Origin of the sequence: Cellvibrio sp. OA-2007 (assembly GCF_000953825.1) — a bacterium.
Classification (GTDB): Bacteria; Pseudomonadota; Gammaproteobacteria; order Pseudomonadales; family Cellvibrionaceae; genus Cellvibrio.
In genome coordinates, this window is the sequence record NZ_BBUL01000097.1 from 91,988 (window position 1) to 115,265 (window position 23,278).

Here is a 23,278-nt window from a genome sequence, read left to right on the forward strand (position 1 = left end):
AGCAGAAAAGCCGTTAAAGGCACGGCTTTTTTGGTTTCTTCAACAAACGGGTTGCCTGGAGCTGACAGCTGAGATCAATATAAAAATACAGTCCAGTATTATTTTACGTAGTTTTAGATAAAAACATTAAAAATTAGATGAGCAGTGACGCAGTGCATTTAATATTGCTAACATAAAAAAAGCAGCCTGTAATAGACTTACAACCAGCCCCCTATAATCACGCACTTTGGTTTCAGTTGGGCGGGCCGATGCTGTTCCGTGACCGCGAACCAAAACTCCACCGCGCAACCCCTGCAAAGGTGACTGAAGCACTAAGGGCTCATCGATTCTTGTCAGTAGAGCGCGGCACAATCCTTCGCCAAATTCACTTTCCAAATAATATGCATTCTCTCGCCAAGCAAACAATTGATCAAAATAATGCGCTAGCCCATATGGCAGACTTTTATAGCGATATCTACCGCCTGAGCCTCGCACGCGCTGCTGCTCGTACTCAGCACACATCTTAAAAATCTGCTTGCCAAGATGCCAGTTAAAATGATCTTCGAGTATGTAAGGACTAGCAGAGATAAAATGCCACTGTTTCAAATCCTCTCTTAACACCTTGCCACCTAAAAGCGACTCCACCCGCGCGATAAGCTCCTCATATTCTTTGCGCCGCATCTCAGCCGCTTCGTTTAAATCCTTTTCATGCGAATCAGACTCCACAAATTGATTTACGCCAATCGATGGCGGCGCAGAACCTTCAGGTGATTGAACTGATTCAGCAACAAGCAACCGAGATGAATCCACGGCATCTTCTGTATGATCTTTTTCCCCCTCTTCACTTACCTCCGCATCACAAACATCTGAGTTAGCAGCATGATACAAGGCACTTCTGTAAGCCTCATGCAATAACTGAAACTCTGCCGGTTTTTCGTCCGGCTTGGTAAGTTTTAATCTTTTGGCATAAGCACGCTTAATTTCTCTTACGTCTATAGTCGCAGATAATCCAAGTGTTTCCCAAGGGCTCATTATAACCAGTCCTCGCTATCCAAGCTTTCCAATAACTCTTTAACTTGTAACTGTGCTTTTTTTATTTCATTAACGTTCTGCCGATCTAAAATGGCATCAAACTGACTTAGAATCGCAGCAATTTTCTCCCGCTTATCGCCCAGGCTTGCCTCATACAGACGCTCACCTTTTGCAATAAGCGCGCGATTTACTTCACTCTCTCGCGGATGAAATTTTAGCGCTGCCATTTTTTTCAATGATGCCTCTTTTTCTTTTTCCGACATAACGCCGGGGTTACGCTGAATGAGTTTTGAATAGGTTTTATTTTGAGACACTACAGTCACATCCACTTCCAGCAAACCGTTCATGTCGTAGGTGTAGCGAACATCAATCTCCTCTTTACCTCGTGGTGCTTTAGGAATTTTTATATTTAGCTGGCCAAGAAAAATATTCTTTTTCACCAACCGGTTTTCACCCTGATAAATTTCCAGTTGTAGCTCAGTCTGATTGTCCGCCGCAGTAGCAAGCCTGCGCACCACACTGACGGGGACGGTAGAGTTGCGCTCAATGATTGGCAAAAAATACAGACCTTGCTGGGGGCTATCCTCATTAACCACACCAGTACCCAAGGTGTAAGGGCAAACATCGGTAAGCACCATATCATCCAACGCGGAATTTTTTGACAGCAACGCCGCCTGCACGGCTGCCCCCAAGGCGACTACAGTATCCGGGTCGATATGAGTTGACGGTAGACGTCCGAATATACGCCCCACGGTCGAGCGAAATAACGCAAGACGTGTTGAACCGCCAACCAGTACGATATCGTCAATTTGTGCTGGCGATAAATTTGCATCGCTCATCGCTCTTTCGATGGGCCTTTTGCTGCGTAAAATAAGTGGCGTTGCGACACGTGAAAACCAATCGCGTGTTAGCGACCAGCGAATTTTTTCGCCACCAAAATCCAGTAAGATCTCTTGTGTATCCATTTGACTAACACGGCGCTTCGCAGACTCCATTTGCATATAAAGTGTTTGCAATAAACGCACATCCAACGAGGATTTTTCTATCTGCAATTCGTTAAGCAGTGCATCTACCATCGCTTCAACAAAATCTTCACCACCAAGAAAGTTATCGCCGGCGCTAGCATGCACTTCCATTACACCATCAAAAAACTCAAGGATAGAAACATCAAAAGTGCCACCACCCATATCCAGAATCAGAAATGTACCTTCTTGCTTTTGATGCAAACCATACGCAATAGCAGCTGCGGTAGGCTCATTAATCAAACGATCAACTTTCAACCCAGCAAGCTCCCCCGCAAGTTTGGTTGCATGGCGCTGATTATCATCAAAATACGCAGGGACACTAATGACAGCTTCAGTCACTGGCTCCCCCAAAAATGCTTCGGCGTCCTCTTTCAATGAACGCAACACCAAAGCTGATAATTCAGGGGCACTAAAGAGTTTTTTATTCAACATAATTTTATGATCAGAGCCCATCAAGCGTTTGAAAGCTGCGACGGTAGAACCACTGTGATCAATTAAACGTTCTTTTGCTGCCTTGCCTACAATCACTGCTCCCGCTTCATCCAGCCCTACAACCGACGGCGTCAACAACTCACCGAGCCGGTTGGGTATCAACTTGGGGCCATCCTCAGTCCAATATCCGCAGGCACTATTGGTAGTTCCCAGATCAATTCCTATTACTGTCATATTCTTATCTTTCCTGTATCCATTTTTTGTTACGCAGCACAGCCTGCATCATGAAAGGACAAGAATATTATCAGTTAAATTTAGCGTGCAGTAAGCCTAAAACAACCAGAATAAAAAAACCGCACAGAGAAGTTCTGCGCGGTTTTCGTTTTTGATGATTAAAGATAGTTACGCTATTGGGATTTACTTAAACGCGTCCCACACTGCAGTCGCTTTACCGTTGTTATCCATAGCGCCCAGGGTATAACCTTTCCAACCCGGGCGGGCCTCTGGCTCCCAGTAGAAAATCGCCAAGCCTTTACCACCGTTCACTTGCCCTAGTTTGGTGATCATATCTTTTACGATAGTTTGCGCTTGGGAGTTATCCCAAGGCACACCGATTTCAGAAATCATTACCGGCACAGCGTAGCGCGCGACCATATCGTTCAAATTATTTAAACAAGCGGTGTTTGCATTTTGCCAGGTGTAACCCGATGCGTTAGTGGGATAAGACGATGCGCCAATAACATCAAATTTTCCGCCATTTGCTTTCAGCCCATCAAAAATCCAGCGGAAATTGGCGCTGTCATGGCAATTGGCAAGATGCACAACGACTTTGCTGCTGGGGTAAATAGATTTAGCGGCGTTGTAACCCGTCGTGGTGAGCCAGGCATAATTTTTCATGTTGACCGATGCTTTTCCGTCACCCCATAACATGCCGTTGTTGGTTTCATTTCCGACTTGAACCCAGTCCACGGTAACGCCAGCATCTTTTACAGCTTGTAATGTATAAATCGTTGAATTCCACACCGCATCCATCAATTGTTGAAAGGTATAGTTTTTCCACGCAGCGGGTTTGGTTTGCTGACCTGGGTCGGCCCAGCTATCGCTGTAGTGAAAATCAATCATTACTTTCATGCCCGCCGCCTTGGCACGCTTGGCTTTAGCGACCACATCTTGCGTGCCGCTATACCAGCCATCGGCAGGGTTAACCCATACACGCAAACGCACCGCAGTCATGCCCTGCTCTTTCATAATCGCCAAAATATCTTTCTTAACACCGCTGCGGTTATAGAAGCTAATGCCATTGGCTTCAATTTCCGACATCCAGCTAACATCGGCTCCTTTTAAAGGTGCAGCAAAACTGGAGGCGACGGGAAATGTTAATGCTGTCGCAATGCAGGCGGATAACGCCCATTTCGTTAGTTTCATGATATTCACCATTATTGTTATTAAGCGTTTTCTCAACTATCCCGCTCAACACATGCGGAGATAGCCACCATGCGAGAGAACTGCATCTCACATCTTATTTATATTATATATATTAATTTAATGCAAGAGAGCTTAAAATGAGATGATGAAGGGGACCGACCAGAAATAAGGCAATAGCCTTAGAGAAGTGGAATTTCAGCCTGTGAGGTTGAACGGGAATTGGGTTTTGGTGGGTTATCGCCGCTACGATAGGTAAATACCATGGAGAATTTAGTCTTATCGGTAATGTTGCGCCCCGCGGCGTGAAATAAATTACTGTGAAATAACAATAGATCGCCCTGTTTTAATGGCACTGGCGTTGTCTGATCAAGCAATGAAGTATTTTTAGCGAGATCGGCACGTAAAAATTGACGCTCATCTAGCTGATCTGCCGCAATTGCCCAGTGATGGGAACCAGGCAAAACCAAAAGACAACCATTTTCTTTTTGCTCATCGCCCAGCGCCAACCAGGCTGAAATTAGATCGGGACGCGCAAAATTCCAATAGCGGCTATCGCGGTGCCAACCCGTTACGCTCGAAAAAGCTGGCTGCTTGGTCATGATGCAATTGTGATGCGCTTGGGACAACAAAACATCAGTGCCAAGTAACTGATGCAGGATTCCCTTGAGGGGATCAGCGGTCGCCCAATCAAGCAGTATCGGATGGCGCTGCGATGCCATCAACAACCGCCGCGCCGTTGCACCGCCCTCAGCAGTACGCGATAGCGGCGCGCCGGGGTATTGGGTATCCGCCTCAAATTCAATCGGCATGGCTTGCCGTTGCAGTTCACTTTTTGCCAAAGCCACAACACTTTCACAAAATGATTCACCGGAGAAACCGGGCAACACCAGATAACCCTTTTCTTTGAACTCGCGTATTTGTTCAGATTTAAGCATCGCAATAACTAACTCAAGAATGTAACCACTAAATATGCCCTTACAGCGCGGGCGGATTATATAGCAGGGCAAGTTAAGTACCTATCGATACCCACTAGTTTAATACTCCAAACAAAATGCATTTTTCAGCACATTAATCCAGTCGCGAAGAACATATTTGTCTTATTGCCTACTCTTTTGAGTCCACTCAAACTCCATCTGCCGTGCGGTAGCTTCAGCCAAAGGCATTCCGGCAGTACGCGAAACCAAATGTAAACTCATATCGATGCCCGCTGAAATTCCTGCTGATGTTACCACTGTGCCTTCATCAACCCAGCGCACATTATTCAATACATCGAGCGAGGGAAATGCAGTTTGGAGGCCAGCAATATCTTCCCAATGAGTGGTTACTTTTTGCGAGGTGATCACAGTAGATTTCGCCAACAAAAAAGCTCCTGTACAGACAGAAGCAGTAATTTTTGCTGAGGCTGCAGTGTGTTTAATCCAATCGATGACCGATAATTTTTCCATTTCAGCATTCACAACACCACCTGGGATAATTAAAACATCGACTGTAGGGTGCTGAGCAAAGGTGAAATCAGGTACAAACTTTAGCCCGGCCCTTGCTGTAACCGGAGCCACAGTTTCAGCGATTGAAAATACTGAAAACGCCTTCGGTGATTCAGAATGCAGGCGCGCGGCAACACGAGCGGCTATAGCAAACACCTCATAGGGGCCGGCGAAATCCAACACTTCCACTTCGGAAAATAGAAAAATACCTACATTAATTGTCATCGCAATCTCCTTGAAAAATGAAAACGCTCAGGCAATAAAAAACCCGCAAATTTGCGGGTTTTTTATTAACGAATGGCAAGCTTATTTACGAAAGCCTGGTGGTAACGCGCCGCCAGGAGGCATCCCGCCCGGCATCATACCACCGATACCACGCATCATTTTTTGCATGCCGCCGCCTTTCATTTTGCCCATCATTTTTGCCATTTGTTTGTGTTGCTTTAACAAACGATTAAGGTCTTGTATTTGGGTGCCTGAACCTGCGGTGATACGACGCTTGCGCGAACCACTCAGGTCATCCGGGTTGCGACGCTCTTCTGGAGTCATGGAATTAATAATGGCTTCCATGGTTTTAAATTGTTTGCCCATGTTGGCGCTCTGCGCCATTTGCGCCACATTGCCAAGGCCGGGCAACTTATCCAGCATGGAGGTTAAACCGCCCATGTTTTGCATTTGCAGTAACTGATCGCGCAAATCTTCCAAATCAAATTTTTGACCTTTGGTTACTTTCTTGATCAGTTTTTCTGCTTTTTCTTTATCGACGGTGCGCTCAACCTGCTCGATCAGCGAGAGCACATCACCCATACCCAAAATGCGCGAGGCAATACGATCAGGATGGAAAGGCTCAAGTGCATCCACTTTCTCGCCCATGCCCAAAAACTTGATGGGTTTACCCGTAATATGACGCACAGAAAGTGCCGCACCGCCGCGCGCATCGCCGTCGGCTTTGGTGAGAATGACACCGGTTAATGGCAGTGCATCGTTAAACGCTTTAGCGGTATTGACCGCATCCTGACCGATCATGGCATCGATCACAAACAAGGTTTCAATCGGGTTGATCGCCGCGTGAATATCCTTGATTTCGGTCATCAAATCTTGATCGATATGCAAACGGCCAGCGGTATCGACAATCAACACATCAAAAAATTGTTTTCTGGCATGGTCGATAGCATTACGTGCAATATCGAGTGGTTTTTGCTCACCGGTTGATGGGTAACACTCAACGCCCACTTCCGCCGCCAATGTTTGCAACTGCTGAATAGCAGCCGGACGATAAACGTCCGCACTGACGACCAATACTTTTTTCTTTTCACGCTCTTTTAAAAAACGCGCAAGTTTAGCCACCGACGTTGTTTTACCCGCACCTTGCAGACCGGCCATTAATACTATGGCCGGTGGCTGCTGCGCCAGGTTCAGCGATTCATTCGCCTGCCCCATGGTGGCAATCAATTCTGCTTCAACAATCTTGATAAATTGCTGGCCAGGATTCAGCGCCTTGCTAATTTGTTGACCCAAGGCACGGCTGCGCACCTGATCGATAAAGGCTTTAACAACTGGCAGCGCCACATCCGCTTCCAGCAATGCTTTACGCACATCGCGCAACGCATCTTTAATATTGTCTTCACTGAGGCGCGCCTTACCGGTAATACTGCGCAGCGTGTGGGATAAACGGTCGGTTAGATTCTCAAACATAGCCTGTCTCAAACAAACGGTTGATTCGCGGCGGGCCAACCACGATGGATTACTCCAAGGTCAGCCCATAAAAAGTGGCGGCAATTATACCCCCAAAGCCGGTGCAAAGGGTGCAATCTCCCGCAGAATCCCTCTGAAACCATAATCTTGTTAATAAGGATACTTCTCATCTACCCTTCTCTTTAAGGGTACCTTGTGACACACTTGCGGCCTTGGTTTAGCCCATGAAAACACCTACGGACCAGCCCTATCAGCATGATGACCCTAAGCGCCAACCTAATTGCCATTTTTATTTACACCACTGCTGCTATTTATTTTGGCAGCCAATTTGCGCGCCAAAAATCCTTCCAACCTTCACAAATACTCGGCACTGCCGCACTGGGACTGCTTGTACATGGCATAGGTGTTTATGGTATTAGCATGGATGGCAGCAGCTTGAACTTCAGCTTATTCTCTGCCTCGTCGCTCATTTTTTGGGTCATCAACGCGATTGTATTAGTTAGCAGCCTGAAAAAAGAATTACACAATTTATTCTTATTATTATTCCCACTGTCGGCGATTTCGGTTATCGCATCCATCAGCGCAACCAATCCCGAGTGGCAACACTCACTTAGCTACACCATTGCTGCACACGTTATTCTCTCGATACTTGCCTACAGTCTACTCACCATTGCCAGTTTGCAAGCCTTGATCTTGGCTTACCAAAACCACGCACTCAAAAACAAAAGCCGTATTGCAAATGCACGCCTTTTGCCGCCTTTGCAGACAATGGAATCGCTTTTATTTGAATTACTCTGGGTTGGAGAAATATTACTGACACTGGCGATTATGTCAGGGTTTTATTTCTTGGAAGATATGTTCGCGCAACACTTGGTACACAAAACTGTGTTTGCTTTAATTGCCTGGTTTATTTATGCCCTGCTGTTGTGGGGGCGCCACCAAATGGGTTGGCGCGGCAACAAAGCAATTCGCTGGGCACTAGCGGGTTTTATCTGTTTGATGCTCGCCTATTTTGGTAGCAAGCTCGTACTTGAAATTATTTTGAATCGCACATAAAAAGTAAATGCAAACGGACTTACTTTTGCTCTTTTGATTCTGCTTCCGTTATTTCACTTTCATTTGCCGCCGCTTGTTTATTGAAACGATCAATTGGCATCTCGCTACGCACTCTCAATTTATGCAATATCCAACCGCATAATGCTGCCACACCGATCAAACCACCGAGCAACACCACAAGCGCCAGCAAATACCCGCCCAGCTCTTGCCAACTCAACCCCCAACCATTCACCAGCAGTAAAATAAAACAGGCACCGGCGATAAGATTCAGTCCAAGGCCGCGACTTTTAAGTAGTTTGCGAAGAATCATTCAATGCCTCGAAATTAATGCCTCAATAAAACCTATGCCAAGCACAATTGCTCTAGCGCATAAGCAACACCCGCTTCATCCGCCGATTTAGTCACCCAATCGGCAACTGCTTTCACATTTTCATTGGCATTACCCATAGCCACACCTATACCGGCCATTTGTAAGAAATCCATATCCGATTCCGCATCACCAAACGCAATTACCTGATGCGCCGCCAGTTGATGGTGATTCAGCAAAAAATCAAATGCTCGCTGTTTGGTTGCAGCGCCGGCGATAACACTGGCGAATTGCCAGTCTGGATAAGCCGCTAAATAAGCACGCGCAAAAATCAATTGTGGAAACTGCTGTTCCAAGAGCGAAATCTTATCGCCCTGGGCGACACGATTTACACCCACCAATAATTTGGACACATTATTGTGCATCACTACCGATGTTAAATCGCTCAATTCAGGATTCACCCGCAAATGCGCTGCATGCACTCGGCTAATTTCCGTGTGTTGCGCCAAATAAAAACCAGTTGGAGTGTAGACTTCCGCATACAAATCGAGGCGCTGTGCAGCCTGCACTACCGCCAAAGCATCTGCACTTGGCAGCGGCACATCCAGTAGCGTCTGTTGCGAACGAGGATCAAATAAATGCGCGCCGGTATAAAACATACCGGCATCACTAATTCCCAATTCATCCACTAAAAAACGCGCGGCAAAATAAGGGCGCCCCGAGGCAATCGCTGTTTTAATTCCTTTTGATTTGAGATGCGCAATTGCAGAATAAAGCTGAGGATGAATTTGGCCGCGAGAATCGAGCAGCGTGCCATCAATATCAAAAAATGCCAGCCGGATATCAGCTGCCGCAGCTCGTAAACCTGCAGAGCGTTGCATGCCCCTAGCCAGCCACTACTTGCACAAATACATAAGTCAACGCAAACGCGCTAATCGCGATCAATTTTACCAGCAAACTTTTTTGAATAGCCGATAAAAACTGAAAGCGAGAATGTTTGCTCACCAGTAATTGCGCCAACACATAGACAACTAAAAACCCGCCCGCCCAATAAAGTGCGTATTGATTAAATAATTCTACTTTCATGATCACTCACTCAGGTCGACTCGCGACGCCATTGGGTAGTGCCATCACGCGAGTCTTCCAGCACCACACCGGCAGCGAGTAATTCTTTGCGAATTTCATCTGCACGGGCATATTGTTTGTCTTGTTTAGCTTGAATGCGCTCGGCAATTAACTGCTCAACCGTTTCAGCTGCAATTTGATCTGAACCACCTGCCTGCAAAAACACTTCCGGACCTTCTTGTAACACGCCCAGAATTAGCCCTAACGCTTTTAACTGACCAGCAAGATTTCTCGCCAGCTCAGGGTTACTTTTTGCATTATTTAATTCGCGCACCAAATCAAACATGCCTGCTAATGCCACGCGCGTATTAAAGTCATCATTCATGGCTTCAACAAAAGCCAAATAATAGGCGCTGGACTGCATTTCACTTAATGGCAAGGGTGCAACATCGGCATAATCACGCAAACCACCGTAAAAACGCTCAAGGCCGCTGCGCGCCTCAATCAAATTATCTTCCGCATAATTAATCGGGCTGCGATAGTGGCTGCTGATCAATAAAAAGCGCACCACTTCTGGGTGATATTTCTCCAACACATCACGAATAGTGAAAAAATTGCCGAGCGATTTCGACATTTTTTCGCCATCAACTCGTACCGCACCTGCATGCATCCAATAGTTTACGTACTTGCAACCATTTGCTGCCTCGCTCTGTGCGATTTCATTTTCATGATGTGGGAATGGTAAATCAGGGCCGCCGCCATGAATATCAAAGGTTTCACCGCAGCAATTTTTGCTCATCGCTGAACATTCAATATGCCAGCCAGGGCGACCATTACCCCAGGGGGATTTCCATGCAGGCTCACCTGTTTTGGCGGCTTTCCACAATACAAAATCACGCGGATCTTCTTTTACTTCGTCAACTTCGATGCGAGCACCGACCAATAATTCATCTACATTTTTATTGGTAAGTTTGCCGTAATCGGCAAAGCGCGTAACACGGTAATAAACATCGCCATTGGTTGCTGCATAAGCAAAACCTTTATCAATCAAGGTTTTGTTCATATCCACGATTTGATCGATATAAGCTGTTGCGCGCGGCTCAATGTCCGGGCGGGAAATTCCCAAACGAGCTTCATCTTCATGCATATAATCGATAAAGCGTTTGGTCAGCGCATCAAACTCCTCGCCATTTTCATTTGCGCGCTTGATAATTTTATCGTCGATATCGGTAATATTGCGCACATAACTCACATCCCAATTCTGACTACGCAAAAATTTGGTAATGACATCAAACGCAACTAATACACGCGCATGCCCAATATGGCAATAGTCATACACGGTAATACCGCAGACATACATAGAAATCTTGCCCGGATTAATCGGTTTAAAAATTTCTTTTTGACGTGTGAGTGTGTTGTATATCTGCAGCATGTTATTCCTGATCTTCCGTTTTGCCGAAGCTGTCTTTTAAACTAATGGTGCGATTGAAAACCGGTTTTTCGGTTGTGCTGTATTTGCTATCCAAGCAGAAGTAACCCTGCCGTTCAAATTGATAGCTATTCCCAACCGAAGCAGTCGCCAAACTAAGCTCCGCCTTACAACCTTGTAGAACCTCCAAGCTGTCGGGATTGATACAATCGAGGAAGTTTTTACCGCCTGCATCAGGCGCTTCATCGATAAATAAACGGTTATACAAACGCACTTCACAATCGAGATTCTGTGTAGCCGAAACCCAGTGAATAACCCCCTTGGGTTTCACTCCATCTGCAGGATCTTTACCCAAGGTGCCCTCAATAATACGTGCACGCACTTCAATAATATTGCCCGCAGCATCTTTAATCGCTTCATCCGCTTCGATCACATAAGCACCGCGCAAACGCACACGCTTGCCGGTCACCAAACGCTTATATTTTTTATTCGCTTCTTCACGGAAATCTTCTTGTTCGATAAATACTGTTTGTGTAAACGGCAAAGTGCGATCACCCAAATCAGCACGATTGGGATGATTATGAACCGTTAAAGTTTCCACTTGATCGGCCGGACAATTAGTGAGCGTCACCTTCAAAGGTTTTAACACACACATGGCGCGCGGTGCGTTTTTATCCAGATCATCGCGCACACAAAATTCCAGCACACCCACATCGACGATGCCATCTGAACGGGTCACACCAATGCGCTCACAAAATTCGCGCAGCGCCGCTGGAGTAAACCCGCGGCGGCGCATACCGGAAATGGTGGGCATACGCGGATCATTCCACCCATCAACATGGTGCTCGTCCACAAGTTGTTTAAGTTTGCGTTTGCTGGTTACCGAATAATTAATATTTAAACGCGCAAATTCATATTGGCGCGGAATTGCGGGCACTGGCAGGTTTTGAATAAACCAATCGTATAGTGGTTTGTGATCTTCAAATTCCAGCGTACAAATCGAGTGAGTGATACCTTCAATCGCATCACTTTGACCGTGAGCAAAATCGTAAGAAGGATAAATGCACCATTTGTCACCGGTTTGATGATGGTGGGCTTTTTTAATGCGGTAGATAATCGGATCGCGCAAATTAATATTGGGCGATGACATATCAATTTTTGCACGCAGAGAGCACGCGCCCTCTTCAAATTCACCCGCGCGCATTTTTTCAAACAGCGCAAGATTTTCTTCCACACTGCGCTCACGAAAGGGGCTATTTTTACCCGGCTCGACCAAAGTGCCACGATATTCACGCATTTGCTCTGCATTTAAATCACAGACAAATGCCAAGCCCTTATTAATCAAATCAATCGCCCAAGCATGCAGCTGATCAAAATAATCGGAGGTGTAACGCACTGCGCCATCCCACTTAAACCCTAACCACTCCACATCTTGTTTAATGGCATTAACGAATTCTTCGTTTTCTTTTTCGGGGTTGGTATCGTCAAAACGCAAGTTACATGCGCCACCAAACTCATCTGCCATGCCAAAATTCAAACAGATAGATTTCGCATGACCAATGTGCAAATAGCCATTAGGTTCCGGTGGAAAACGGGTAACGATTTTTTTATGCAGCCCTTGCTCCAGATCTTTGCGGATAATCTGTTGAATAAAATGCAAAGGTTTGGTTTTTACTTCAGTGCTGCCAGTATCGGCAGCACTCATCGCTGAATGATTGTCGCTCATGGGATAAAAAATCCGTTAGGTGTGATCGTAAATCTGGGGTGAACTTGATAATGGCGCTATTGTACTGAGTCGAGATCGCTTTTCATACCGAGAAAAAGAATGCGCAGCGAGCAAAAAACACTCAATTACCCGATGCTGGCGGTGGTGCGGCACGATAATCGCTGCGCCGATTTAATTGATAGCGCCTGACCGCTTGATTGTGCATCTCAAGACTGTCGGAGAACTCGCTGGTGCCATCGCCCTTGGCGACGAAATAAAGCGCTTTGCCCGATGCCGGATTGAGCGCAGCCTTAATCGACGCAGCACTGGGAAGAGATATAGGTGTAGGAGGCAGCCCTTCTATAACATAGGTGTTATAAGCGGTTGCCTCCTGAAGGTTTTTGCGCGTAATGCGCCCTTTGTAGTTATTACCCATGCCATAAATGACTGTCGGATCAGTCTGTAATTTCATACCCTGCTGCAAACGACGCACAAACACGCCCGCAATCTGATCTCGCTCACTGTGATGCCCCGTTTCGCGCTCGACGATTGAAGCCATAATCAAGGCTTCATAGGGTGTTTTGTAAGGTAGATTAGGGGCACGCTTTTCCCACTCCGCAGCTAACAATGCCTGCATTTTGTGATAGGCGTTTTGTAGGATTTCTACATCTGAAGTATTACGACTAAAACTATAGGTATCCGGGAAAATCCAACCCTCCAGTTCTTTTATGGGTAGCGCCAATAAAGCCAATTGCTCTGCGCTAGATTTGCCCGAAAGCTGATGATCAATAGCATCCATTTTTTCCAAAGCAGTCAGCGCCTGCTTCAACGTCCAACCTTCAACAAAAGTGACCTGATACAAAATTACATCGCCTTTCATAAGCTTTTGTAACAAACTTTTAGGCGTTGTGCCCTGCGCAAAAAAATACTCCCCTGCATGCACTTTATTTGCATTGTTAAAACGCGCATAAAGCCGCAGTAGACGCGGGTGATGCAATATTCCCGCACTGCCCAAATCATTCGCCAAAAACCCTAAAGATTGACCTTGTTTTAGCTCATAGGTATAGCCCGATTCATCGATTTGCAACGGCGTATCCAACCAATTTTGCACGTAAAACCATAGCGCCAAAACAGCCAAACTTGCAGCAAAAAAAATACCTGCCACTAGGGCAAATAACTTCAGCATCAAAGAGGATTTTTTACTCATAATAAATTCGTTGTTATTCGCCCATTAAGCGCGCGAGCTGTTGCTGTAATGCTCGGGTGATTTGATCGTCAGTATAGCTTTGTTGGTTTACAACAGTGCTTTGACGCTCATCAACCAAGGTGTTTACCGGCCAAATACCATAGACACTATTACACAGAAACATTTCATCGGCTGCACGCAAAAAATTCAAATCCATATCCACAACATGACAAACCAAGCCCAATGCGGGTGCCAATTTTTCAAGAATTGTTTGGCGCATAATGCCTGCCACACCTGCAGCAGATAGATCCGGTGTATACAGCTGATTATTTTTTACTGCGAACAGATTGCTAACCGTTGCTTCAATCACTCTGCCCTGTGTATCAAGTAGCAGCCCTTCAGCAAATTCATCGCGCCACTCTGCACGCGCCAAAATATGCTCCAGCCGATTTAAATGCTTCATTCCCGCCAGCGCCGGTGCTTGCGCTAAACGTAAATCGCAAATACGTACATTAACGCCGTTGCGATACTGTTCAGTTTGCAGCTCACTGCCAGAAAAAACACCAACACAATAAGTAGGCTCTATCTGATCTAGTAACCGATATCCGCGCCCACCAATACCGCGAGTTAAAGTGATTTTTACTACAGCCGATGAAACATTCGCATCACTTAGCTGCACCATCATGGACGCGAGATATTGATTTAATAAATGTTCGTTGAGCGGAATTTTTAGTCGCGCGGCACTGCGCATCAAACGCTCGCGATGACACTGCCAGAGGGGGATAGAGCCATTGGTATAACGGCAGGTTTCAAATACGCCGTCGCCATAAGCGAAGCCGCGATCCAGCGGCGAGATGGTCGCACCCAGAACACCGTTGACACTGATAAGAGGGAAATTGATTGGCATAAACGGGAGTCTATACAAAAACGCCGGACTGTCTCCAGTCCGGCGTCATTTTTAACTCAAAATAAACAGTATTTAGAGCTTACGGAAAACCAAAGAGCCGTTAGTGCCGCCAAAACCAAAGGAGTTAGACAGTACCGCTTCAATTTTTCGCTCTTGCGCTGTGTGTGGCACCAGATTGAGATCGGCGCAAGACTCTTCTGGGTTATCCAAATTGATGGTGGGCGGCGCCACTTGATCGCGAATAGACAGCACGCTGAAGATTGCCTCAACGGCGCCCGCAGCACCCAGCAAGTGGCCGATCATGGATTTAGTTGAGCTTACGGCAACCTGCGCTGCAGCCGCACCCATAACCGATTTAACCGCCTCACACTCAGCCTTATCGCCAGCTGGCGTAGACGTTCCGTGAGCGTTAATGTAGTGAATCAATTCTGGGGATATACCTGCATCCAAAATTGCATTGCGCATGGATGCCGCAGCACCTGAACCATCTTCCGGCGGAGAAGTCATGTGATAGGCATCACCGCTCATACCAAAACCAATCAGTTCAGCGTAAATTTTTGCACCGCGCTTTTTGGCGTGTTCGTATTCTTCCAGCACCAATACACCGGCACCATCACCCAACACAAAGCCATCGCGATCTTTATCCCAAGGGCGGCTCGCTGCTTGCGGATTATCATTGCGGGTTGATAGCGCACGCGCGGCCGCAAAACCGCCCAAGCCTAATGGTGTAGTGGCCATCTCGGCTCCACCAGCTACCATCACATCGGCATCACCGTACTGGATCATACGTGCAGCAAAACCAATACTGTGCGTACCTGTGGTACAAGCGGTGGTAATGGCAATATTCGGGCCGCGCAAACCAAACATGATCGACAAGTTGCCCGAAATCATATTAATAATGGCACTGGGTACGAAAAATGGGGAGATACGACGCGGCCCTTTATGTTCAAGTGTCGAGGATCCCTCTTCAATGGTTCCAATACCACCGATACCTGAACCAATCGAGACGCCAATTCGCCCTGCATTTTGCTCCGTAATTTCCAGCCCGGAATCGCGAATCGCTTGAATGCCAGCAACCATTCCGTACTGGATAAACGGATCCATTTTGCGCGCTTCTTTGCCGGGGAAATAATCATCCACCACCAAACCTTTCACCGACGCACTAAATTGCGTGGTAAAAGCCGATGCATCAAAGTGGGTAATTGTTGCCACACCACTTTTTCCATTGACAATGCCATGCCAAGTATCTGCAACGGTATTACCCAGTGAACTGATCATACCAAGACCAGTAACTACAACTCTTTTACGCGACACGATTGCGGTTCTCCTGCGAAAGACAATTAAGCGCAATCAAAACGCCCAATCACCTTGGTGATTCGTAAGAAATCGGAAAGTACAATTAAACCTGCCTTACGGCAAAAGAAAAAGCCGTACTATTTTGCAATAATACGGCTTTTCAAAAACAGGTATCAGCTGCCAGTCAAATCACAACAAGCAGGCGAATTATGCCAAGTTGGCATTAATGTAATCGATAGCTAATTGAACAGTGGTGATTTTCTCGGCTTCTTCATCCGGAATCTCAGTTTCGAATTCTTCTTCGAGAGCCATTACCAACTCTACGGTATCCAAAGAATCAGCGCCCAGATCTTCGACGAAAGAAGCTTCATTTTTAACTTCGTCTTCTTTCACACCCAGTTGCTCAGCAACGATCTTTTTTACGCGTTCTTCAATGCTACTCATGATGTTATGTAACTCCTAGTGGTTATATGTTCGAAACACCTGACGGTTCAAGCTAAAATTAGCTGGGCCAAGCGTTCCGGTCAAAATCGTCGCGCATTTTACATCGATTTTCAGGATGTTGTAATGCCAACAGGCAAAATTCTTTAACTTTTAGAACATAACCCATAAAAATCAATGAGTTATATCTTAAAAATTACGCCATATACATCCCGCCATTGACGTGAATTGTCTCCCCGCTAATGTAAGCACCCGCATCACTGGCAAGGAAAACCACAACCGACGCAATCTCTTCGGGTGCACCGAGACGCCCTAAAGGTATGCGGGATAACAACTGTTGTTTTTGCTCTTCTGGCAAAACCTTGGTCATGTCAGTGTCAATAAAACCCGGCGCAACCGTGTTAACGGTAATATTGCGCGAGCCTACTTCTGCAGCCAGCGAGCGCGCAAAACCAGCAACACCGGCCTTGGTCGCAGCATAGTTGGATTGCCCTGGATTACCCATAGCACCCACAACAGAGCTGATATTGATGATGCGGCCCCAACGGGCTTTCATCATGCCGCGCAACACACCCTTGCTCAAACGGTAAATAGCACTCAGATTAGTATTGATAACATCAAACCACTCTTCATCGCTCATACGCATCAATAAATTATCTTTAGTGATGCCCGCATTGTTTACCAAAATTGCCGGAGCACCGAACTCATCGCCAACATCTTTTAACAAAGCGACAACCGAATCCGCATCAGTCACGTTTAAAACTTTGCCGGCTCCACGAATACCCAGCTCAGCAAAGCGTGTCGAAATTTTTTCCGCACCTGCGGTACTTGTTGCCGTACCGATAACAATCGCGCCCGCCTTACCCAATTGCTCGGCAATAGCTGCACCAATACCGCGACTAGCACCAGTAACCAATGCCACTTTATCGTTAAGGTTCATCATTGATCTTTCCCTTATAAAAAACTAACTAGTAGAAAACTAAAAAACAAAATTCGTTATGCCAAGCTCGTTAACGCAGCCTGTAATTCTTCTGGTTTCTCAACCGACATCACAACCAATTCCGCATTAATGCGCTTATTCAAACCCGAAAGTACTTTGCCTGGACCACACTCGATCGTAGTAGTAATTCCAGCTTTCGCCATAGTATTAACGCACTCAACCCAGCGAACTGGGCTGTAAATTTGCTCAATCATTAAGGCTTTAATTTTTTCTGGGTTGGATTCCACTTCTGCAGTCACATTGTGCACCACAGGAGTTTTAGGAAAAGAAAAAACAGTCGCTGTGATTTGCTCCGCCAAACGCTCTGCTGCCGGACGCATCAACTCCGTATGAAAAGGCGCACTTACCGGCAAAGGCAAAGCACGCTTCGCCCCAGCTTCTTTACATAACGCACTAGCACGCTCAACTGCTGCTGCAGTACCCGCAATAACAACCTGCCCGGGAGAGTTAAAATTAACCGCCGCAACCACTTCGCCCTGCTCTGCTCTTTTACATGCGTCTAGAATTAACGCATCATCAAGGCCAATAATCGCCGCCATGGCACCCTGCCCAGCAGGAACAGCCTCTTGCATAAACTTTCCGCGCTGTTGTACCAACTTCACAGCGTCCTTAAATGCAACTACGCCCGCGCACACTAACGCAGACCACTCGCCAAGACTATGCCCTGCCATAAGCGCAGGCTGCGCGCCATTTTTTTCCTGCCATGCACGCCATACCGCAACACTTGCAGCCAACAATAACGGCTGGGTACGCTCAGTTAAATTAATTTCGTCTTGCGCACCAGCTTGCACCAGTGCCCACAAATCGTAACCCAAAACCTCAGACGCTTCAGCAAAGGTTTTCTCTACAATCGGAAACTCAGTCGCCAACTCGGCTAACATGCCAATTTTTTGCGAACCCTGACCCGGAAATACAAAAGCAAGATGTTGACTAGTCATAATGAATAAACACTTCTCTTTTTACGAAAATTTAATGTTGTGACAATGCCTGCTGAATTCGCAGTGGCACCTGTTGAATCACCTGCTCACGCGCCACCATCAATGCATGCATAAACGCTTTTTCATCGGCACTGCCATGGCTTTTGATGACTGTTTTTTGCAGCCCAAGAAAACTGGCGCCATTATATAACGACGGATCTAACTCATGCTGCAAACGCTTCAGTAAAGGCAACAACAGTAGACACAACACCCGATTTAATACATTTTTCTTTATAAGTTTTGCAATTCTATTTGCAATAAATCGCGCAACGCCTTCGCTGGCTTTCAATGCAATATTGCCATGAAAGCCGTCGCACACAATCACATCGGCAGCACCAGTAAATATGTTGTTCGCCTCAACAAAACCGGCATAGTTAATTCGCTCATCACTCTGCAGAAGCAACTGCGCAGCCTTTAAAATATCAGTTCCTTTTTGTTGCTCGGTACCTATATTTAATAGCGCAACACGCGGGGCCATTTCAGCTGAAGCACTCGCAAGGACACTGCCCATCAATGCAAATTGATGAAGATGTTCTGGAGCGCAATTGATATTAGCACCCAAATCCAGCAAGTAAGTTGCGCCAGCATCAACAGGCATAGATTTACATATGGCCGGGCGATCAATCGCAGAGAAGGTTTTGATTAGATGTTTTGCTATAGCCAACAATGCGCCCGTATTACCAGCGCTAACGCATGCATCAGCCGAATCATTACGCAACAGATCCAGCGCCATCCACATAGATGAGCCTTTTTTATGGCGCAGTGCAAACAGAGGATCATCATGCATACTCACCACATCGGAAGCATGCACAAGAGTAATTCGCTCATGTAATTTTTTAACTGGAGGGAGCAGAGAAAGAAGCTGGGGTTCATTGCCGACCAGCAGCAAATCCACATCTGGAAATTGAGTTACAAATTTTTGCGAGGCTGAAATAGCAACGCGGGGACCTAAGTCCCCGCTCATAGCGTCAACCGCTATTCGAATTCTTGCCGACAAGGTTCAGTGTTCTTGAGTAAAAAATTACTCGTCACTGCCTTTATCAATCACTTTACGACCGCGATAGAAACCATCAGCAGTCACATGGTGACGGATGTGCTTCTCACCGCTAGTAGCGTCAACTGACAAGGTTGGGCCAGTCAGGGCATCGTGTGAACGACGCATGTCACGCTTGGAACGAGATTTTTTGTTTTGTTGAACTGCCATGATTTACTCCTATTTACTTACTCATTGGAACCGAGGCGCCTCAGGATTTCGGCGAGCTCTTTAGTTGTTCCAACACCTGAAATGGGTTTCTCTCTTTTTTTACCTCGACTGGCTTACCACTTGAATAGAGTTTGCTGTCGATGCAAAGCTCTTCGTGATAAGCAACCGCAGGTAAACTTAACAGCAGCTCTTCTTCGATCATATCGTAAAGATCTGCCATTCCCTCTCCCGAAATCCAGGGCTCAAAGTGCGGTGGCAATTTATTTGCCCCCTCTTCGTCCCACACAATACCGAGCGAGATGTTACTTTCAACAGGTACAGTTACTGGCTCTAAACAGCGTTGACATATTAACAACAGGTCAGCACTTGCAGTTCCAACAACAACCTTTTTCTTTTCCTCACTAATCTTAAATTCAAGCCTTACCTGAACTTCTCCACCTGAATTTTCTGCTACCTCAGCAATGCGAGGCAAATCAGAAGTAGCAATGCAACCCTCTAAAACAACGCCGTGTTGAGCGAATTTTCGGGGGTCACCCTGCCGAGGCAGAACTTTATTAGAAGGGGTCTTAAACATAAGCGCGCCATAATAGGGATATCACCCCAGAGTGTCAAAGAAAAACTCGCCAAATAGCGCTATTTAGTGGCTTAGGAGTAAAATCACCACCCTATTTAGCGTTCACCCACCCAAAAAGCGCGACTCTTTTATGAAAAAACCCAAAATATTACTCGCTTCAAGCTCATCTTATCGCCGCGAATTACTACAAAAACTGGGACTGACCTTTAATTGGGATAGCCCAAACATAGATGAAAGCCACAGATCAAACGAGAGCCCCACCGCACTTGCACTCAGACTAGCCGAGAGCAAGGCTCGCCATCTTGCAAACACCTACCCCAACCACCTAATTATCGGCTCCGACCAAGTCGCAACAATCGACAACCAAATCATTGGCAAACCACACACCCATGCAGCAGCCTTTTCCCAGCTCGCGAGTTTTCGCCAGCGCGAGGTCACATTTATAACAGGGTTATGTTTATTGAATTCAGCAACCAATCGCATTCAACTTAGCGCTGAAACCTACAAGGTCAAATTTCGCCAGTTCACAGACACACAAATAGAGAACTATTTGCAGCGCGAGCAACCCTATGACTGCGCAGGCAGTTTTAAATCGGAAGGGTTGGGTATTTGTCTATTCGAAAAATTTGAGGGAGATGACCCCAATACACTAATAGGTCTACCACTGATTGCACTCACTCGAATGCTGATCAATGAAGAGGTAGACCCACTGGATCAACCCACCAGCTTTTCCCATGAAAGCAGCTGATCGAATTGATCCAAACATAATTCAGGCTGGTAAGAATACAGGCGATCAACGTGATGGGCACCATAACTCACCGCAATTCGCGGCATATTGATTCGCCGCGCCATCTCCATATCGTATTCGGTATCACCGATCATTACTGCCTGATCCGGAGCAACACCAAATTCATTTAGCAACTCTTCTAACATTAATGGATCCGGCTTGGATGCGGTTTCATCCGCACAGCGAGTCGCGTGAAAAAAATCAGCCACACCCAAAACACTCAATATACGATCCAAGCCTTTACGGCTCTTGCCGGTAGCAATAGTTAACGCATGCCCATTTGCCTTTAGGCGATCTAAAGTATCGATCACACCCGGGAAAAAATCAGAGGGGCGAGTCTCATCTAGCGATAAAAAACGGCTCGCATAAGCATCTCGCAAACATTGACGACCAGACAAATCCGTATCGGGATACAACTGATGGATAGCCTCCGGCAAACCCAAGCCAATAATGTTGTGGATAAGATAGTCCTCTAACGGGCTCCAGCCTATATCTTGCGCAGCAAGCTGCATGGCTGTGGTGATCTTGGCTTTTGAGTCGCTCAGGGTGCCATCCCAATCAAAAATAAACAGCAATTACACACTCCAACTAAATAGCAGACAGCTTACCTAACGGAATTGATAGATCGGGGAGCAGCGGAGCTTCAACATGCGTAAGCTCTTCAGATTCCGGTAAATAAAAAGAAAGCGCAGAGGCATGTAGAAACAATCGCTTAACACCCTTCTCGCGCATCACCGCATTAATCTCATCGTTGCCGTATTTTTCATCGCCAACAAGGCAGCAACCCGCATATTGGGCATGCACACGAATTTGATGCGTTCGACCAGTGATAGGGCGCGCCTCAATCAAGCTGAAACCATCAAAGCGCTGCAACACCTTAAACTCAGTCAAACTTGGCTTACCTTCTGGATGAACCCGCACCACTCGCTCACCGCCAGCCACCTCTGTTTTTAATAAAGGTGCATTAACCTGATGAATCCGCCTTGGCCAATCCCCAACAACCAAGGCTTGATAGACCTTGGTAATGCCGCCCGCTCCAGCCGACTTTTCACGCAAAGCAGCCTGTAAATGCCGCAAATAACTGCGCTTTTTAGCCACCATAATGCAGCCGGAAGTGTCGCGATCAAGCCGATGAACCAACTCCAAATGGCGCGCTTCGGGGCGCACCTGACGCAAAGTTTCAATCAGACCAAGAGTGATGCCACTGCCACCATGCACAGCAAGACCCGGAGGCTTATTGATCACCAACAGACCATCATCTTCAAATAAGATCGACTTAGCCAGCAACGACATCATTTGATGGCTCGCTTTCGCCTCTGTACCCGCCTCCGCCGTTCTAATGGGCGGAACCCGCACAGAATCCCCCTCCACCAGTTTATACTCCGGTTTAATCCTTCCTTTATTGACGCGCACTTCGCCCTTGCGAATAACGTTATAAATTTTCGATTTGGGAACACCTTTGAGGCGCGCAATCAGAAAGTTATCGAGCCGCTGGCCAGCTTGATCCGCGTCGATAGAGAGAATCGTCACCTGAACAAGCGATGAGTCACCCGTAGTTTGTGCAGTTTTTTCAGAGAGTATTTTCATGGCGCCATGATACTCGATACTGCTGAACTACCACACCCGTCACAACCTAAGCATCACCAAAAAGACAGGTAAATCACTGATTTAATTGCCGCATATCTAGAGAGCTGCTATATTCAGACGGCTGATACAGGCTGGTTTCCGGGTCGCGCGCAAAAGACAGGCGCATCATTAGGAAATACCGCTGACAGCAAGAGCGCCAGCTTCAATACACAATGAATGTATAAAGCTCCCGCTCTTGATGAAACTGACAACGGTAGAAGCTGAGCTGCGCTCTGCAACTACCCTAACAATTGCGTCAACCAACGTTGCACTCATTGTTAACACTGTTTTTGTTTTGTTGAGCTCAAGAAAGCTCTATTTGTAAATTCCGGATGAGAGCATCGCATGCGATGCAGCAGCTTATCCGATGCTAATTTTGCAGGTTGCAAATTTAATCTTGTGGTTGAACCATTAACACCAACCATTTGATTGAGAAGCCGATTTGAAGATCGATTATCTTCACGACTGACACTCAATCAATCAAGATGAATGAATGCATAACCCGGTCGCAACAGGATGGAATACCGCCTTGACCGAGCACCACTAGTAAGCACCACAAATAGAAATGCCGGACACTCCGGTATAAATGAATGAGCCAAATGGGCCATCTGGTTATTAAAGGCAAGATATTGCAGTCGCTGCAAAG

At 46.4% G+C, this 23,278-nt stretch carries 24 protein-coding genes; 2 read left to right on the top strand and 22 right to left on the bottom strand.

Features of this window, described 5'->3' with window-relative positions; all coding sequences use genetic code 11:
• Positions 1–126: 126 nt before the first annotated feature.
• The 6 genes from AWU77_RS18775 to ffh all read right to left on the bottom strand — a co-directional run bounded on the left by AWU77_RS18775 (position 127) and on the right by ffh (position 7,072).
• Entirely contained in the window at positions 127–1,011 is an 885-nt protein-coding gene (locus AWU77_RS18775; protein WP_062067199.1) for a J domain-containing protein, read from the bottom strand.
• Positions 1,011–2,702, bottom strand: a complete 1,692-nt coding sequence (locus AWU77_RS18780; RefSeq protein WP_062067203.1) for an Hsp70 family protein — start codon at positions 2,700–2,702, stop codon at positions 1,011–1,013. Before AWU77_RS18780 ends, AWU77_RS18775 begins: the two co-directional genes overlap by 1 nt.
• A gap of 183 nt (positions 2,703–2,885) precedes the next feature.
• Positions 2,886–3,893, bottom strand: coding sequence for a glycosyl hydrolase 53 family protein (locus tag AWU77_RS18785; protein ID WP_062067206.1), 1,008 nt, complete (start codon positions 3,891–3,893; stop codon positions 2,886–2,888).
• 179 nt (positions 3,894–4,072) lie between these two features.
• A complete protein-coding gene (locus tag AWU77_RS18790) occupies positions 4,073–4,828 on the bottom strand; it encodes a phytanoyl-CoA dioxygenase family protein (RefSeq protein ID WP_062067814.1) in 756 nt (251 codons plus the stop codon).
• 162 nt (positions 4,829–4,990) lie between these two features.
• Positions 4,991–5,602: a DJ-1/PfpI family protein gene (locus AWU77_RS18795; protein ID WP_062067209.1), complete on the bottom strand. Its 612-nt coding sequence runs from the start codon at positions 5,600–5,602 to the stop codon at positions 4,991–4,993.
• Between the two features lie 81 nt (positions 5,603–5,683).
• Positions 5,684–7,072, bottom strand: a complete 1,389-nt coding sequence (ffh, locus tag AWU77_RS18800) for a signal recognition particle protein (protein ID WP_062067212.1) — start codon at positions 7,070–7,072, stop codon at positions 5,684–5,686.
• Between the two features lie 255 nt (positions 7,073–7,327).
• On the opposite strand from ffh, the gene AWU77_RS18805 reads away from it, so the two are divergent.
• The gene (locus AWU77_RS18805) at positions 7,328–8,128 is read left to right on the top strand and encodes an inner membrane protein YpjD (RefSeq protein ID WP_062067215.1); all 801 of its coding nucleotides are present in this window, start codon (positions 7,328–7,330) and stop codon (positions 8,126–8,128) included.
• A 19-nt stretch (positions 8,129–8,147) separates the two neighbouring features.
• On the opposite strand, the gene AWU77_RS18810 is transcribed toward AWU77_RS18805, so the two are convergent.
• The 14 genes from AWU77_RS18810 to AWU77_RS18875 form a co-directional block, all read right to left on the bottom strand.
• Complete coding sequence (locus AWU77_RS18810; RefSeq protein ID WP_062067217.1) at positions 8,148–8,438, bottom strand: hypothetical protein; 291 nt, start codon at positions 8,436–8,438, stop codon at positions 8,148–8,150.
• A 32-nt stretch (positions 8,439–8,470) separates the two neighbouring features.
• On the bottom strand, positions 8,471–9,316 hold the full coding sequence (locus AWU77_RS18815) for a Cof-type HAD-IIB family hydrolase (RefSeq protein WP_062067219.1): 846 nt from the start codon (positions 9,314–9,316) through the stop codon (positions 8,471–8,473).
• Positions 9,317–9,320: 4 nt separating this feature from the next.
• Complete coding sequence (locus AWU77_RS18820) at positions 9,321–9,521, bottom strand: hypothetical protein (protein WP_062067222.1); 201 nt, start codon at positions 9,519–9,521, stop codon at positions 9,321–9,323.
• A gap of 10 nt (positions 9,522–9,531) precedes the next feature.
• Complete coding sequence (gene cysS / locus AWU77_RS18825; protein WP_062067224.1) at positions 9,532–10,932, bottom strand: cysteine--tRNA ligase; 1,401 nt, start codon at positions 10,930–10,932, stop codon at positions 9,532–9,534.
• Position 10,933: 1 nt separating this feature from the next.
• Positions 10,934–12,655: a glutamine--tRNA ligase/YqeY domain fusion protein gene (locus AWU77_RS18830; RefSeq protein WP_062067228.1), complete on the bottom strand. Its 1,722-nt coding sequence runs from the start codon at positions 12,653–12,655 to the stop codon at positions 10,934–10,936.
• A 121-nt stretch (positions 12,656–12,776) separates the two neighbouring features.
• Positions 12,777–13,841, bottom strand: coding sequence for an endolytic transglycosylase MltG (gene mltG / locus AWU77_RS18835; protein ID WP_202966677.1), 1,065 nt, complete (start codon positions 13,839–13,841; stop codon positions 12,777–12,779).
• Positions 13,842–13,854: 13 nt separating this feature from the next.
• Positions 13,855–14,727 (bottom strand): aminodeoxychorismate lyase, encoded by an 873-nt coding sequence (gene pabC / locus AWU77_RS18840; protein ID WP_062067231.1) that lies wholly within the window; start codon positions 14,725–14,727, stop codon positions 13,855–13,857.
• A gap of 72 nt (positions 14,728–14,799) precedes the next feature.
• The gene (gene fabF, locus AWU77_RS18845) at positions 14,800–16,041 is read right to left on the bottom strand and encodes a beta-ketoacyl-ACP synthase II (RefSeq protein WP_084618554.1); all 1,242 of its coding nucleotides are present in this window, start codon (positions 16,039–16,041) and stop codon (positions 14,800–14,802) included.
• Between the two features lie 189 nt (positions 16,042–16,230).
• Positions 16,231–16,467 (bottom strand): acyl carrier protein, encoded by a 237-nt coding sequence (gene acpP / locus AWU77_RS18850; RefSeq protein WP_007640684.1) that lies wholly within the window; start codon positions 16,465–16,467, stop codon positions 16,231–16,233.
• 193 nt (positions 16,468–16,660) lie between these two features.
• Positions 16,661–17,404: a 3-oxoacyl-ACP reductase FabG gene (gene fabG / locus AWU77_RS18855; RefSeq protein ID WP_062067820.1), complete on the bottom strand. Its 744-nt coding sequence runs from the start codon at positions 17,402–17,404 to the stop codon at positions 16,661–16,663.
• A 56-nt stretch (positions 17,405–17,460) separates the two neighbouring features.
• Positions 17,461–18,402 (bottom strand): ACP S-malonyltransferase, encoded by a 942-nt coding sequence (gene fabD / locus AWU77_RS18860; RefSeq protein ID WP_062067237.1) that lies wholly within the window; start codon positions 18,400–18,402, stop codon positions 17,461–17,463.
• 31 nt (positions 18,403–18,433) lie between these two features.
• On the bottom strand, positions 18,434–19,438 hold the full coding sequence (gene plsX, locus AWU77_RS18865; RefSeq protein ID WP_084618555.1) for a phosphate acyltransferase PlsX: 1,005 nt from the start codon (positions 19,436–19,438) through the stop codon (positions 18,434–18,436).
• Positions 19,439–19,462: 24 nt separating this feature from the next.
• Positions 19,463–19,645 carry a 50S ribosomal protein L32 gene (gene rpmF, locus AWU77_RS18870; RefSeq protein ID WP_062067242.1) on the bottom strand — a complete coding sequence of 61 codons (183 nt, stop codon included), beginning with the start codon at positions 19,643–19,645 and terminating at the stop codon, positions 19,463–19,465.
• A gap of 40 nt (positions 19,646–19,685) precedes the next feature.
• Positions 19,686–20,219 (bottom strand): YceD family protein, encoded by a 534-nt coding sequence (locus tag AWU77_RS18875; protein ID WP_062067244.1) that lies wholly within the window; start codon positions 20,217–20,219, stop codon positions 19,686–19,688.
• 130 nt (positions 20,220–20,349) lie between these two features.
• Between AWU77_RS18875 and AWU77_RS18880 the strand changes: the two genes are divergently transcribed.
• Positions 20,350–20,967 carry a nucleoside triphosphate pyrophosphatase gene (locus tag AWU77_RS18880; protein ID WP_062067246.1) on the top strand — a complete coding sequence of 206 codons (618 nt, stop codon included), beginning with the start codon at positions 20,350–20,352 and terminating at the stop codon, positions 20,965–20,967.
• Here AWU77_RS18880 and AWU77_RS18885 read toward each other — a convergent pair.
• Both AWU77_RS18885 and rluC read right to left on the bottom strand, forming a co-directional pair.
• The gene (locus tag AWU77_RS18885) at positions 20,934–21,581 is read right to left on the bottom strand and encodes an HAD-IA family hydrolase (protein ID WP_062067248.1); all 648 of its coding nucleotides are present in this window, start codon (positions 21,579–21,581) and stop codon (positions 20,934–20,936) included. The two genes, AWU77_RS18880 and AWU77_RS18885, sit on opposite strands and share 34 nt — an antisense overlap.
• Positions 21,582–21,594: 13 nt before the next feature.
• Entirely contained in the window at positions 21,595–22,593 is a 999-nt protein-coding gene (gene rluC / locus AWU77_RS18890) for a 23S rRNA pseudouridine(955/2504/2580) synthase RluC (protein WP_062067251.1), read from the bottom strand.
• Positions 22,594–23,278 lie beyond the last annotated feature (685 nt).